This window comes from Kitasatospora sp. NPDC058444 (assembly GCF_042721415.1).
Classification (GTDB): Bacteria; Actinomycetota; Actinomycetes; order Streptomycetales; family Streptomycetaceae; genus Kitasatospora.
The window spans coordinates 11,929-25,207 of the sequence record NZ_JBHXLL010000022.1; the positions used below are offsets into that span (position 1 = coordinate 11,929).

Below are 13,279 nucleotides of genomic sequence, written 5' to 3' on the forward strand. Positions count from 1 at the left end.
CCGCCCGCAAGCGTCGTTACAGCGGGCCGTTACTGCGGGCCGTTACAGCGGACCGTTCCAGTCGAGGGTCGGCTCCAGCACGCCCTCCAGCGTGAGCAGCCAGCGCTTCACCTCGATCCCGACCCGGCCGCCGCCGAAGCCGCCGATCCCGTCCGCCGCCACCACCCGGTGGCAGGGCACCAGCAGGGGGACGGGGTTCGCCGCCATCATCTGCCCCACCGTGCGGGCGGCCAGGCCGGGCTCCGTGACGTCCCCGAACACCCCGCTGAGGGCGGCCAGTTCACCGTAGGTGATGGTCCGGCCGTACGGCACCTCGCGCCAGAGCGTCTGCAGCACCGCGCGGTGCGGGCCGGAACTCAGGCTCCAGTCGACCGGCAGGCCCAACTCGCGGGTGCGGCCCGCCAGGTAGGCGCCGATCCGCTCGGTGACGGCGGTGATCTTCGACTCGTCGGTGCACGCCGGCGCCTCGGCCTCGCGCGGCCCGGTGTAACCGGCAGAGGCCACTCCGAGCGGGGTCACCGCGATGTGCATCGGCCCGCTGGGCAGCGGCGTGGGCACGGTGAGCCAGGACATCGACCAGGACTGCGACACGCTCGGGCCCCCACCCGCCGCCGGACCGGCCACCGGCCGACCCGGCACCCGGGAGGCGTCCCCGCCCCACGCGCCATCGTACGGCGGGCGGTCGTCCGGCGAACGGTCGTCCGGCGGGCGGTCGTCCGGCGAGCGGCGGTCGGATGACGGCCGGTGATCGTCCGGCGGGCGGCGGTCGTCCGGCGAGCGCCCTTGCGGCGAGCGCCCCGTGCCCCGGGCGACTCCGGTCAGAGCTGCCCCTTCAGCCCGCGGGCGAGCGAAGCGCACCAGTGCACCAGATCGGCACGGTCCGGGGCACGGCCCTCGCACAGCACGGCCAGCTGTTCGTCACTGATCCGGGTCGGCCCCGGGATCTCCAGCAGGTACGCCAGGTCCGCCATGACGGTGGCGAGCCGCTCCGCGTCCGCGTGGTCCAGGGTGACCGCGGATCCGTGGTGGCTGATGGTGAGCGAGCCGGGCATGATCGACCTCCTCCGTCTCCCCCGCCCTCCACCGTACGGCCGGGTCGGCCGCCCCGCCCGCCGCGGAGGCCTGCGTGCGCGGGAGGGGCAGCCGGTCGCGCTCCGGGGCCGGCCGGGCGCGGTGCGCGGCGGGCCGGGGGTGCGCCCCGAAGCCGTCCGAGGGGTTGGTCAGCTGTCCGGGCCCTCCTCCCAGCGGCGGTTCCGTACCGCCGGTACGGCCAACACTACGGCCCCGGCCGCCAGTTGCCAGACCGCCCCGAGCAGCAGCACGGCATCCGCGCCGAACCGCTCCGCCAGCGGGCCGGCCGCCGCCAGTCCGAGCGGGCCGAGGGCGAAGGAGCCCAGGACGCCGAAGGCCGTCATCCGGCCGAGCAGTTCCACCGGTACCCACTTCTGCGTGGTGGTGTTGTAGAGCGTCCCGCAGACCGCCGAACCGGCCCCCGCCACCAGCGCGCCGGCGACCACCCAGGGCAGCCCCGCCCCGGCCGCGAGCGCCCCGGAGGGCAGCGCCCAGGCCAGCGCCGCCACGGACGCCGCCGCGAGCGGACGGGCGGGCGTCCGGCCGAGCAGCAGCAGGCCGCCCAGCACCGCGCCCGCGCCGTACCCGCCCATCACCAGGCCCCAAGCCCGGGCGCCGCCGAGGTCCCGCTGCGCGAGCAGCGGTCCGAGCACCAGGAAGGGCGCCCAGACCAGCAGGTTGAACAGGCCCATCTGCACGGTGGTGATCCACAGCCACGGGCGGGAGGTGAACTCCGACCAGCCGGCCCGCACGTCCCGGATCATGGAATCCCCGCCGCCCGCCGCCGCCCGGAGCGGCAGCCGCAGCCTGGCCAGCGCGAAGGCGCCGACGCCGTACGTCACCGCGTCGACGAGCAGCACCGTCGCCGGGCCCCAGGCGGCGGTGACCAGCCCGGCGGCGGCTGGGCCGACCACCGTGGACACCGAACGGGCCAGCCCCAGCAGGGTGTTGGCGTCCGCCATCAGCTCCTTGCGGCGGACCAGGTCGGGCACGATCGCGCCGAAGGCCGGCATGAACAGCCCCTCGCCGACGCCCCAGAGCGCCACCAGCACGACCATCGCCCAGACCGGCGCGGGCCCGGCCGCCAGCAGCCCGGCGAACAGCGCCTGAACCAGGCCGCGCAACAGGTCCGAGCCCAGCATCACCCGGCGGCTGCCGAGCCGGTCGGCGATCACTCCGCCGGCCAGCAGCACCAGCACCACCGGGAGGATCCGGGCCGCCATCACCCACCCCAGGGCTGTGCCGCTACCGCCGGCACCGCCCGCACCGCCACTGCCGCCCTCGCCGTCGAGCACCGCGAAGGCGACCGCGACCGGCGCCATCGAGGAGCCGACCAGGGAGGTCGTGTATCCGAGGAAGAACCATCTGAACTCGCGTTCGCCGAGCACGGCGAGACGGCCTCCCGGACGCCTTCTGCGGGCCGGGATCCGTTCGGTCTGCGCTGCCATGTGCAGCAAGTCTGCGGTTCGGCGAGGGGCGCTACAAGAGTTTCCGGCGAAAAACTTGAGCCTTTTCGAATCAATTTTCCGAGCCGATCGACCTGCCGCAGTAAATCCCCTCTCTCATACCTCTCCACCTGCCCTTTACTGCGAATTCCGGCTATGGTTCAAGCAGACTTGTCGGGCTGATTTACTGCGGAAGAAGGCGATGGTGGCGGTCGTGACAGGAACTGCGGCAGGAACTGTGCCAGGCCTCCCGCCGGTCGAGTACGCCGTCGCCGTCGAGCGCTACCTCGCCGCCTCCGGACTCGCCGACGGCTCCCGGCGGATCTACCGGATCGCGCTGGACACCTGGGCCTGGGCGCTCGCCGACCGGCCCGCCCCCACCGGCCCCGAACGGCGGCGGGCCCGGCCGCCCGTCCTGCCGCTCGCCCTACTCGACCACCCGGACGCCGCCGAACGGCTGCGCGCCGCGGCCGCCCGGCGCGCGGCCGACACCGACCCGCGCACCCTCAACCGGGAGCTCTCCACCCTGCGCGCCGCCGTCGCCTGGTGGCGGGCCCGGGGCTGGCTCGACGGCGACCCGACCACCGACCTGACCGCCCGCCCACTGCCCCGACCCGCGACGGCCACCGGCCCGTTGACCCCCGAGGAGCTGCGCGCCCTGTTCGCCCTCCGCGCGCCGCTGCGCGAACAGGCGCTCTGGCACCTGCTGCACGAGTCCGGCGCCGCGATCGAGACCGTCCTCACCCTGGACACCGACCACCTCGACCTGCCCCGCCGCCGCACCCGCCCCGGGCACACCACCCTCCACTGGCAGTCCGGCACCGCCCGACTGCTCCCCCTCCTGGTGGCCGGCCGCGCCACCGGCCCGCTCTTCCTCACCGACCGCCGCGCCCCCGCCGGCACCCCCACCCGCGACCGCTGCCCCTACACCGGCCACGCCCGCCTCTCCTACCGCCGGGCCGCCGAACTCTTCACCGCCCACACCCGCCCACTCGGCCCGGACTGGACCCTCCGCCGCCTGCGGTCAGGGCGGTAGCGGACGGCTTCGGGGCGTCAGCGGCGGGCTTCGGGCGGCAGGCTCGAAGCCCGCCGCCGCGCCGTTACGCAGCCGATGGGCGGCCGTGACACGACCGGCCGAGGACCGCGACACGGCCCTCCTACCGTCGTCCTCGACGCCACCGGCCGCACCGGTCGAGCCGGCCGAACCAATCGAGCCGGTCGAACCAGTCGAACCGGCCGCACCGGCCGGAGGCGTCCGCGACGAGGACGTACGCGTCCGGCGCCGACGACGTACGCCCCCGCGACACCAGCACACCGGGCCCCGCGAACCGCACCGCGGACCGGCGCGCCACCCATGTACCGATCGATGCAGATGATGGAGACCCCGCATGAGCAGGAGCCGTACCCACCACTCGCCCGCCCGCCGCGTCCTCGCGGTCTGCGCCCTGACCGGCGCCGCGCTGATGGCCACCCTCAGCGGCGGGCAGGCCTGGGCCGACGCCGCGCCGAAGCCGTCCGCCCCCGGCGTCGTCGCCCCGAGCGGCGACGCGTCGCCGAAGACCGCCGTGCCCACCCCGTCCGCCCCGAAGCCCGAGGCCTCGCCCGCCGTGGCCGTCCCCAAGGGCGCCGTCCCGCCCGTCCCGGTCGCGCCCGCCGGCGGTCAGCCGCCGCAGGTCCGCGAGGTGCCCAAGGGCGCCGCGCAGGCCGGTGACGGCTCCACCGCCTCCGACGGTTCCGGCCTGATGCTCGCCGGTGGCGGCACCGTCGCGGCCGTCGGCGCCGCGGCCCTGGGCTTCGCCGTCCTGCGCCGCCGCGCCGGTGCGCGCGGCTGACACCGGTCCCGAGACCGCCGGGCACCCCGGCGCCGCTTCCCCGAACCCGGCCAGTCGGGGAAGCGGCGCCGGGGCCGCCCCGGTGGCGGGGACCGCCACCCGTCGGCGCGCCAAGGACCACCGGCGGGGCCGCCGCCGCGCCGCCCGGCCCGGCCCGGGCCCGCTGCGCCGCACCGCCTTCGGCACCGCGGGCCTGCTCTGCCTGGTGCTCGGGACCTCGCTCGCGCTGTCCGGCCGGGAGACCCCGGTGGTGCGGGTCGAGACCTCCGGGCACGGCACCGACACTCCGGCCGCGGCCCCGGGCACGACGGGCACGACCGGCACGTCGGCCACGACCGGCACCGCTCCCACCGCGCCCACCGCGCCCACCGCCCCGAAGCCGTACCCGGCCTCGCCGCCGACCCGCCTGCTGGTCCCCTCCGTCGGGGTGGACGCACCGGTGGCCGACCTCGGCCTGAACCCCGACGGCACGGTCGAAGTACCGTCGGCCGACCGGGGCGACGAGGTCGGCTGGTACCGCAACGGCCCCACCCCCGGCGAAACCGGCCCCGCCGTGCTCATCGGCCACTACGACACCGCGCACGGCCCGGCCGTCTTCAAGCAGCTGCCGAAACTGCGGCCCGGCGAGCTGATCCGGATCCGGCGCGCGGACGGCGGCACCGTGGACTTCAAGGTCCGCACGCTGCTCCAGGCCGCCAAGGACCACTTCCCGACCGAGCAGGTGTACGGCGACACGCCCGCGCCCGCACTCCGGCTGATCACCTGCGGCGGACGGATCGGCTCGGACGGCCACTGGACGGACAACATCATCGTGCTGGCGGACCTGGCCTGACGGCCCGAGGACCTGACGGCCCGAGGACCTGACGGCCGGCCCGAGGACCTGACGGCCGGCCAGTGCGGGCCACACGGCCCGCACGGCCCGCACGGAGCACGGCCGCGCGGAACCGCCGGCCGCCGTCCGCGCGACCTACCACCTGGGCGGTCAGCGAAGCTACGACCGGAGCGTCACCGCAGATCAGGAGGACGGACACCGACCGTGGCAGCACCGACACCGACACCGACACGGACACCACCGCCCCGCCGCCGGCCTGGCGCCGTCCAGGTGGCCACCCTGGCCGGCCTGGTCGTCGTCCTCGCCCTCGCCGCCCTGGCCTTCGGCCGGGCCACCCCCGGCGACCTGCGCGACCAGGGCCCGACCCGGGCCGTCACACCGCCGCCGGTGCCCCAGCCGCTCTGGCCGAAGCTGCCCACCTCCCCGCCGCCGGCCACGACCCCGGCCGGCGCCACCCAGGAGCCGCCGCAGCCCGTACCGGACCTGACGGTCCCCGGGCACGACATCACCGCGGTCGACGTGCGCGCCGTCCTCGCGAAGGACCCGAACGCGGGCCCGGAGGAGCGCCAGGCGCTCGACTCCTGCGCCGGGTGCGAGATCCGCGTCCCCGAGTTCCGCGACCTCTCCGGGGACGGGCAGCCCGAGCTGATCACCGTCGTCACCACCCCCGGTCGGGTCGTGCTGCACGTCTACGCCCTCGCCGGGGACCGCCTGCTGCCCGTCCTCCAGGTACACGTCCAGCCGGCGTTCAGCGCCGCGACCGTCGGCACCGACCTGTGGCTGTACGAGCCGACCAGCGCCTACGCCCGGACCACCAGCCTCTACCAGTGGAACACCAACAGGCTCGTCCTGAAGGAACGCAAGGACGAGGGCGTCGGCCTGCTCCCGCCCACCGGCCCGGACACCGCCGCGCCCGAGTCCGGCGCGGCACCGGTACGCCCCACCCCGTTCGCGCCGAAGCAGCCGGCCCCCGGGGTCGTCGTCCCCTCCCCGCGCGCCGCCCGGCCGTCCTCCTCGCCCGTCGCGCCCGTCGCGCCCTTCGCACCCTTCGCGTCCTCGGCGCCCATCGTGCCCTCGGCACCCTCCGCCCCAGCCGTGCTCCCGGAAGCGAAGCGATGACCCCCACCGGCACCCCCGCCACCGGCACCCCCACCACCGGCACCACCCCCGCAGGCACCCCCGCCGCCGGCACCTCCGCCCACCCGCACATCCTCCTGGTCGAGGACGACGAGGTGATCCGCGAGGCCACCCGGATGGCCCTGGAACGCTACGGCTTCCCGGTCACCACGGCGGCCGACGGCCTGGAGGGGCTGGAGGCCTTCCACGCCGTCCGGCCCGACCTGCTCCTGCTGGACGTCATGCTGCCGCTGCTCGACGGGGTCGGCCTCTGCCGCCGGGTCCGGGAGGAGAGCCAGCTGCCGATCCTGATGATGTCCGCCCGGACCGACCCGGTGGACGTGGTCTCCGGGCTGGAGGCCGGGGCGGACGACTACGTGGTCAAGCCCTTCGAGAGCGCCGTACTGGTCGCCCGGATCCGTACGGTGCTGCGCCGCATCCGGATCGTCCCACCGCCCCCGGACGCCCCCGAGGCCCCCCAGGCATCCCCCGTCACCGCCACCGCGCCCACCCCTGCTCCCGCCCCCACACCCACCCCCACCCCGTCCGTGCGCAGCTTCGACGGTCTCCAGGTGGACACCGAGAGCATGGAGGTCCGGGTGGACGGCCGCCTCGTCCCGCTCACCCCCACCGAACTGCGGCTGCTGCTGGAGTTCACCGCCGCACCCGGCATCGTGCTGGAACGCTCCACCCTCCTCGAACGCGTCTGGGACTACGAGTGGGGCGCCGACACCCGGGTCGTGGACGTCCACGTGCAGCGGCTGCGCGCCAAGATCGGCTCCGGCCGGATCGAGACCGTCCGCGGGTTCGGCTACAAGCTGCGGCGCCCGGCATGACCCTGCGCCGCCAGATCGCCACCGCCGTCGCCGCCATCGCCGTCCTGGTCGCGGTGGCCGTCGGCCTGCTGGTCCACCAGGCGATGATCCGTCAGCACGTCGACCAGGCCCGTTCCTCCGCCCTCGCCGGCCTCGAATCCGCGCTGGCCGGCTACGGCCGCAGCGGCGAGGTGGCCGGCCGCGGCGCCGCCGTCAACGACCCGGCCCTGCCCGACCGGCTGCGCGCCCTCGCCGAGGGCGGCCGGCACGGCTCGCTGCTCGCCACCGACGGCACCGGCGAGTCGATGTGGGCGGCCGGCCCGGTGCAGAACGGGGTGCTGTCCGTCCGGGTGGACTTCACCCAGGACCGGCAGGCCATCGCCGACCTGGACCGGATCATCCTGCTCACCGTCGTCGCCGCGGTCTTCACCACCGTGCTGGCCGGGGTGCTCGTCGCCGACCGGATCAGCCGCAGGCTGCGCACCGCGGCCACCGCCGCCCGGGGCATCGCGGCGGGCGGGACGGACACCCGGATCGGCGAACTCGTCGACGGCAGGGACGAGGTGGCCGACCTCGCCGCCGCCGTCGACCTGATGTCCCGCACCCTGCACCGGCGGCTGGAGGACGAGCAGCGCTTCACCGCGGACGTCGCCCACGAGCTGCGCACCCCGCTCACAGGCCTCGTCACCGCCGCCGAACTCCTCCCGCCCGGACGCCCCACCCAGCTCGTGCAGAACCGGGTCCAGGCACTGCGCGGCCTGGTCGAGGACCTCCTGGAGGTCTCCCGCCTGGACGCCGACGCCGAGTCCCCCGACCTCTCCGCCGTCCCCCTGGAACGCGCGGCGCGCCGCACCGTCTCCCTCACCGGCCTGGACGTCACCGTCGACATCACCGCCGACCGCCAGGTCCGCACCGACCTGCGCCGCCTGGACCGCATCCTCGGCAACCTGCTCCTCAACGCCCACCGCCACGGCGCCGGCCCGATCCACCTGCACGTCGACGGCCCGCGGATCACCGTCCGCGACCACGGCCCCGGCTACCCCGAGGACCTCCTCCGCCACGGCCCCCAGCGCTTCCGCACCAACGCCCCCGAACGCGGCCGCGGCCACGGCCTCGGCCTCACCATCGCCACCGGCCACGCCCGCGTCATCGGCGCCACCCTGACCTTCACCAACCACCCCACCGGCGGCGCCCTCGCCACCCTCACCCTCCCCCCGAACTGACCCCGCCACGAACGAAGGGCCAGCCCCACCGGATCCCCCCGGTGAAGCTGGCCCTTCTGGCGTCTCCGCTACGGAGCCCCCTGTCGGGTTCGAACCGACGACCCCCGCTTTACAAGAGCGGTGCTCTGGCCAGCTGAGCTAAGGAGGCACGGTGGCCGTCCGCGATGGATCACGGCGGCACCGGGGGCAGTCTACCGGGCTCGGGTGACGGGATGGGGGGATATCCGGGGGTTGGTGGGATGGGTGGGCGTGATGGAACCGATGCCGAAATCGGGGCGGGTGGGGGCTGACAAGTCGCGGACGCGCAGGTAGCGTCGCCGGGAGCCGGTTCGTGCAGTGGTTCAGACCACTGCTCGGGTCGGCGGAGCACCGACACCCCCCTTTACTCGGATCGTCCGGCACGTTCCTGCCGGTGAAGGAGAGCAACAACCATGGCTTCTGTCACGTACGACAAGGCGACCCGTATCTACCCCGGGGCGGACAAGCCCTCGGTGGACGCGCTGGAGCTGGAGATCGCGGACGGCGAGTTCCTCGTGCTGGTCGGCCCCTCGGGCTGCGGCAAGTCGACCAGCCTGCGCATGCTGGCCGGTCTGGAGGACGTCAACGCCGGTGCGATCCGGATCGGCGACCGCGACGTCACCCACCTGCCGCCGAAGGACCGGGACATCGCCATGGTGTTCCAGAACTACGCGCTCTACCCGCACATGACCGTCGCCGACAACATGGGCTTCGCGCTCAAGATCGCCGGCGTGAACAAGGCGGAGATCCGCACCAAGGTCGAGGAGGCCGCGAAGATCCTCGACCTCACCACGCTGCTGGACCGCAAGCCGAAGGCGCTCTCCGGCGGTCAGCGCCAGCGCGTCGCGATGGGCCGCGCGATCGTCCGCCAGCCGCAGGTCTTCCTGATGGACGAGCCGCTGTCGAACCTGGACGCCAAGCTGCGCGTCTCGACCCGCACCCAGATCGCCGGCCTCCAGCGCCGCCTGGGCATCACCACGGTGTACGTCACCCACGACCAGACCGAGGCGCTCACCATGGGCGACCGGGTCGCGGTGCTCAAGGACGGTCTGCTCCAGCAGGTCGACACCCCGCGCAACATGTACGACAAGCCCGCCAACCTCTTCGTGGCCGGCTTCATCGGCTCGCCGGCCATGAACCTGGTCGAGGTGCCGCTGGTGGACGGCGGCGTGAAGTTCGGCGGCTCGGTCGTCAACATCTCCCGCGAGGACCTGGCCGGCGCCGGCAGCGACAAGACGGTGACCGTCGGCATCCGCCCCGAGCACTTCGAGGTCGTCCCGTCGGGCGGCATCGAGGGCGTCGCGGTGACCGTGAACGTGGTCGAGGAGCTCGGCTCGGACGGCTTCGTCTACGGCACCACCCAGATCGGCGGCCAGGACCACGAGCTGGTCGTCCGCGTGCCCGGCCGCCAGATCCCGGCCCGCGGCGAGACCATCCACGTCGTGCCGATCGCCAACGAGACCCACGTCTTCTCCACCAGCTCCGGCCTGCGCCTGAGCAACTGACGCGACCTCGCGCCGTCCCGGAGCCCGTCGGACCCCCGTGGTCCGGCGGGCTCCGTCCGTCCCCGCGTCAACACGATGGAGGGACGAAACCGGACAGTGTGTCACTCGATGGTGTAACGGAGGGCGATCCTGCCCGCACCCACCGCTACTCTCCTGAGGGTGAAGCAGCTAGTGCGCCGTATCGGCCAGACCGTCGCCCTGACCCTGCCGGTCGTCCTGGTGACCACCGGCACCCTCGCCGTGACCCGGGTCCCGTGGGCCCCGCCGACCGGGCTCGACCAGCAGGTCGTGGCGGCGTCCAGTGGCGACGGCGCCGGGATCGGGCGTTCCAACAACGCGGCCGGCGCCGCGACCAAGGCCTCGGACGGGCTCACCCCGCAGGACTCGCTGCGGGTGGCCCTGCTGGACGAGCTCCGCGCGAAGAACCCGTCCGCCGCGCTCGACCTGCTGGAGCGCTCGATGCGCGAGCAGCCCTCGCTGACGCCGTACTGCACCTCGCTGGCCGGCGAGCTGGGCAAGGCGGCGGTGCGCAAGTACCAGGGCGACGTCCAGCGGGCCCGCTCCTTCGCCCGCCCGGTCTGCGACGGGTCGTTCGCGGCCGGCGTCGTCGGCTGAGAGGCCTGAGGGGCTTGAGGGGCCCGAGGGGACCCGCAGGGGATCCAGGCGCCTGAGGGGTCCCGCCGCGGATCCGGCGGGACGGAGGAGAGCCGGTCCCGGAGGCGGCGGACACCCCCGTCCGCCGCCTTATGGTTCAGGCATGACCGCTGACTCTGGCCCCACCGCCGACCTCCCGTCCGCCCGGCCCCCGCAGCCCCACGCGGCCCGGCCGACCACGACGCCCGTCACCCAGGCCGTCATCCTGGCCGGTGGCCAGGGCTCCCGGCTGCGCCCCTACACGGACGACCGTCCCAAGCCGCTGGTCGAGATCCCGGGGACGGGCACGCCGATCCTCGGCCACCAGCTGGCCTGGCTGGCCGAGGAGGGCGTCACCGACGTCGTGATCTCCTGCGGGCACCTCGCCGACGTGCTGGAGGAGTGGCTGGACAAGGCGGACCTGCCGCTGCGGGTGCGCACGGTGGTCGAGGCGGAGCCGCTCGGGCGCGGCGGCGGGCTCAAGTACGCGGCCAAGGCGCTGCCCCGCCCGGACGAGCCCTGGTACGCCACCAACGGCGACATCTGGACGCGCTTCAGCCTGCGCGAGATGGCCGCCTTCCACCACGAGCGGGACGCCGTCGCGACGCTCGCGCTGGCCCGGCCGCGGATCCCGTGGGGCGCGGTGGAGACCGACCAGTTCGGCAACGTGCTGGACTTCATCGAGGCCCCGCCCTCGCCCTTCCTGATCAACGCCGGCCTGTACGTGTTCAGCCCGGAGTTCGCCGAGCTGCTGCCGGACGTGGGCGACCACGAGCGCACCACCTTCCCCCAGCTCGCCCGCGGCAAGCGGCTGGCTGGCTACCAGCTGCCGCAGGGCGTGTACTGGCGGGCCATCGACACCGCCAAGGACCTCACCGAGGCGGCCAAGGAGCTCGCCTCCGGCGCCGGCCGGGCGCCCCGCTAGCCGGCAGACCACAACGGCCCGCACCCGGCCGCGGGCGGGCGGGCAGGCAGACAGGCAGGCGCGCGGTCGCGGGCAGGCCCGCACACGGCGATCGGCCGGGTGCTCCCCCACGGAGCACCCGGCCGATCGCCGTCACCGGGGCCTCAGGTCGCGGTCGGCGCCCCCGGGTGGGAGGTCCGGCCGCCGGAGAGGTCGGCCAGCGGCGCGCTGCCCAGTACCCCGCCCAGCAGCCCGCCGGAGCTCGGGCTGGCCTTGGACCCCGCCCCCGCGCCGCCGGCACCCGGGGTGCTGCGCGACGCGGGCGCGGTGCCGCCGGAACCGCCGGACGGCGCGGGCGCGGCCGGGGAGGCGCCCGACCCGGCGTCCGCCTTGCCGGAGTGCCCCTTGCCGCTCGGCGTCGGGGTGGCCGACTTGGCGGGCGGCGTGGTGGCGGGGGCGGTGGCGCTCGGCGTCGGGGTGGCCGGGCGCGGGGCGGCGGGCGGGGGCGTGGTGGACGTGCCCTTCCCGCCGGGGGCGCCGGACGGGCCGCCGGACGGCCAGACCGGGGTGCCGTAGTCGGTGGCCGGACGGTCCGGCGCCTGGTGCGCCCGGGCGCCGGTGCGGACGGCGGCACCGAGCATCGAGCCGAGCAGCAGGGTCAGGCCGACGACGACCGTGGTGACCACGGCGCCGCGGCGCAGCACCCGGCGGCGCAGCGCCCCGGACGCGTCCGCGCCGAACCGGCGCCAGGCCTCCAGGCTGAGCCGCCCGTCCAGCGAGGCGAACGGCGCCCCGGCGATCAGCAGCGGGCTCCACGCCGCGAGGAAGATCAGGTCCGGGGTGTCGTAGACCGGGACGGCCCGCCAGCTGACGGTGAACAGCAGCGCGGCGGAGAGCGCCGTCGCCGCGGCGGCGGCGAGCCGCTGCCAGAGGCCGAGGACGGTCAGCACGCCGACCACGATCTGGGTGAACGACACCACCAGGCCGGCGCCCACCGGGTGCGCCATGGCGAAGGCCAGCAGCGGCTCGGCGACCTTCCAGGGGTGCAGCGAGGAGAGCCAGCGCATCATCGAGCCGCGCTCGCCGCCGTCGAAGTACACCGGGTCGCAGAGCTTGCTGAACCCGGCGTAGACCGAGAGCGAGCCGAGGACGGCGCGCAGCGGCAGCAGCACCAGGCCGAGGTCGACCCGGCGGCCCGGGTACCAGGGCTGCTTGCCCTCGGCGTCGGCGGCGGAGACCTCGGGCAGCTCGCCGCTCGGGCTCCAGCCGTGCGGCTCGCCGATCGGGCCGACGCCCGCGTCGGTGGCGGTGCCGGCGCCCTCGCGGGGCTGGCGCGGGAGGGCCCGGGCGCCCGCGAGGGAGGGGAGCAGCTGGGTGTCCGCCTCGACCAGGCGGACACCGCCGGCCGGGGTGCCGCCCACGCGCACCGCTTCCAGCAGCTGGGTGGCCGCGAGGTCTCCGGGGGGTGCCTGGCCGGTCCAGGTGACGGCGGTGACCCGGCCCTTGCGGCGCGGCCCGCCGCCGGCCCCGGCCCCGGCCAGCGCCGGGACGGCGGAGGCGGGCACGACGACCTGCGGGGTGACCAGCGGACGGCGGATCAGGCCCTGGTTGGCGTAGGGGTCGCCGAACGCGGCACCGGTGGACAGCAGTCCGGCCGGGGCCTCGATCAGCGGCGCCACGGGGGCACCGAGCCGGAGCCGGAAGCTCGCCTGGGTGCTGCTGAGCCGCGAAGGGTCGGACTCCACCTTGACGGTGTTGAGGCCGGGGCCCGCGTCTATCCCGGTGCTGCCGTCGCCGAACAGGGGGCGCCGAGGTGTTCTGGTGTCCACGCCCGTCTAACCGGGTGACGGCCGCTTAGGACACTCTCCCGGGTGGGCGTCCGGCG

General features: G+C 75.5%; 13 protein-coding genes and 1 tRNA gene. 9 read left to right on the forward strand and 5 right to left on the reverse strand.

What is annotated here, in order from left to right:
* Positions 1-42: 42 nt before the first annotated feature.
* The 3 genes from ACFWP2_RS22685 to ACFWP2_RS22695 all read right to left on the reverse strand — a co-directional run bounded on the left by ACFWP2_RS22685 (position 43) and on the right by ACFWP2_RS22695 (position 2,519).
* The gene (locus tag ACFWP2_RS22685; protein WP_380454164.1) at positions 43-591 is read right to left on the reverse strand and encodes a methylated-DNA--[protein]-cysteine S-methyltransferase; all 549 of its coding nucleotides are present in this window, start codon (positions 589-591) and stop codon (positions 43-45) included.
* A gap of 227 nt (positions 592-818) precedes the next feature.
* On the reverse strand, positions 819-1,052 hold the full coding sequence (locus ACFWP2_RS22690) for a hypothetical protein (RefSeq protein WP_380454166.1): 234 nt from the start codon (positions 1,050-1,052) through the stop codon (positions 819-821).
* Between the two features lie 168 nt (positions 1,053-1,220).
* On the reverse strand, positions 1,221-2,519 hold the full coding sequence (locus tag ACFWP2_RS22695) for an MFS transporter (protein ID WP_380454168.1): 1,299 nt from the start codon (positions 2,517-2,519) through the stop codon (positions 1,221-1,223).
* Positions 2,520-2,754: 235 nt separating this feature from the next.
* On the opposite strand from ACFWP2_RS22695, the gene ACFWP2_RS22700 reads away from it, so the two are divergent.
* The 6 genes from ACFWP2_RS22700 (at position 2,755) to ACFWP2_RS22725 (ending at position 8,334) form a co-directional block, all read left to right on the forward strand.
* The gene (locus ACFWP2_RS22700) at positions 2,755-3,552 is read left to right on the forward strand and encodes a hypothetical protein (RefSeq protein ID WP_380454170.1); all 798 of its coding nucleotides are present in this window, start codon (positions 2,755-2,757) and stop codon (positions 3,550-3,552) included.
* A 352-nt stretch (positions 3,553-3,904) separates the two neighbouring features.
* Positions 3,905-4,348, forward strand: a complete 444-nt coding sequence (locus tag ACFWP2_RS22705; protein ID WP_380454172.1) for a hypothetical protein — start codon at positions 3,905-3,907, stop codon at positions 4,346-4,348.
* An 82-nt stretch (positions 4,349-4,430) separates the two neighbouring features.
* Positions 4,431-5,180, forward strand: a complete 750-nt coding sequence (locus ACFWP2_RS22710) for a class F sortase (protein ID WP_380454174.1) — start codon at positions 4,431-4,433, stop codon at positions 5,178-5,180.
* A gap of 270 nt (positions 5,181-5,450) precedes the next feature.
* Complete coding sequence (locus ACFWP2_RS22715) at positions 5,451-6,299, forward strand: hypothetical protein (RefSeq protein WP_380454176.1); 849 nt, start codon at positions 5,451-5,453, stop codon at positions 6,297-6,299.
* 134 nt (positions 6,300-6,433) lie between these two features.
* Positions 6,434-7,132 carry a response regulator gene (locus ACFWP2_RS22720; protein ID WP_380454374.1) on the forward strand — a complete coding sequence of 233 codons (699 nt, stop codon included), beginning with the start codon at positions 6,434-6,436 and terminating at the stop codon, positions 7,130-7,132.
* On the forward strand, positions 7,129-8,334 hold the full coding sequence (locus ACFWP2_RS22725) for a sensor histidine kinase (protein ID WP_380454178.1): 1,206 nt from the start codon (positions 7,129-7,131) through the stop codon (positions 8,332-8,334). Before ACFWP2_RS22720 ends, ACFWP2_RS22725 begins: the two co-directional genes overlap by 4 nt.
* Before the next feature lie 74 nt (positions 8,335-8,408).
* Here ACFWP2_RS22725 and ACFWP2_RS22730 read toward each other — a convergent pair.
* Positions 8,409-8,482: transfer RNA gene (locus tag ACFWP2_RS22730), tRNA-Thr, on the reverse strand.
* Positions 8,483-8,765: 283 nt separating this feature from the next.
* Between ACFWP2_RS22730 and ACFWP2_RS22735 the strand changes: the two genes are divergently transcribed.
* The 3 genes from ACFWP2_RS22735 to ACFWP2_RS22745 all read left to right on the forward strand — a co-directional run bounded on the left by ACFWP2_RS22735 (position 8,766) and on the right by ACFWP2_RS22745 (position 11,415).
* On the forward strand, positions 8,766-9,857 hold the full coding sequence (locus tag ACFWP2_RS22735; RefSeq protein ID WP_380454180.1) for an ABC transporter ATP-binding protein: 1,092 nt from the start codon (positions 8,766-8,768) through the stop codon (positions 9,855-9,857).
* Between the two features lie 159 nt (positions 9,858-10,016).
* Entirely contained in the window at positions 10,017-10,472 is a 456-nt protein-coding gene (locus ACFWP2_RS22740; RefSeq protein WP_380454182.1) for a hypothetical protein, read from the forward strand.
* Positions 10,473-10,614: 142 nt separating this feature from the next.
* Positions 10,615-11,415 (forward strand): NDP-sugar synthase, encoded by an 801-nt coding sequence (locus ACFWP2_RS22745; RefSeq protein ID WP_380454184.1) that lies wholly within the window; start codon positions 10,615-10,617, stop codon positions 11,413-11,415.
* Positions 11,416-11,558: 143 nt separating this feature from the next.
* Here ACFWP2_RS22745 and ACFWP2_RS22750 read toward each other — a convergent pair whose 3' ends face one another.
* On the reverse strand, positions 11,559-13,223 hold the full coding sequence (locus ACFWP2_RS22750; protein ID WP_380454186.1) for a DoxX family membrane protein: 1,665 nt from the start codon (positions 13,221-13,223) through the stop codon (positions 11,559-11,561).
* Positions 13,224-13,279 lie beyond the last annotated feature (56 nt).

Coding starts and splice junctions, on each gene's coding strand:
- ACFWP2_RS22690 (WP_380454166.1), bottom strand. CDS start 1,052: ATGCCCGGCTCGCTCACCATCAGCCACCACGGATCCGCGGTCACCCTG.
- ACFWP2_RS22695 (WP_380454168.1), bottom strand. CDS start 2,519: ATGGCAGCGCAGACCGAACGGATCCCGGCCCGCAGAAGGCGTCCGGGA.
- ACFWP2_RS22705 (WP_380454172.1), top strand. CDS start 3,905: ATGAGCAGGAGCCGTACCCACCACTCGCCCGCCCGCCGCGTCCTCGCG.
- ACFWP2_RS22720 (WP_380454374.1), top strand. CDS start 6,434: ATGGCCCTGGAACGCTACGGCTTCCCGGTCACCACGGCGGCCGACGGC.
- ACFWP2_RS22725 (WP_380454178.1), top strand. CDS start 7,129: ATGACCCTGCGCCGCCAGATCGCCACCGCCGTCGCCGCCATCGCCGTC.
- ACFWP2_RS22735 (WP_380454180.1), top strand. CDS start 8,766: ATGGCTTCTGTCACGTACGACAAGGCGACCCGTATCTACCCCGGGGCG.
- ACFWP2_RS22745 (WP_380454184.1), top strand. CDS start 10,615: ATGACCGCTGACTCTGGCCCCACCGCCGACCTCCCGTCCGCCCGGCCC.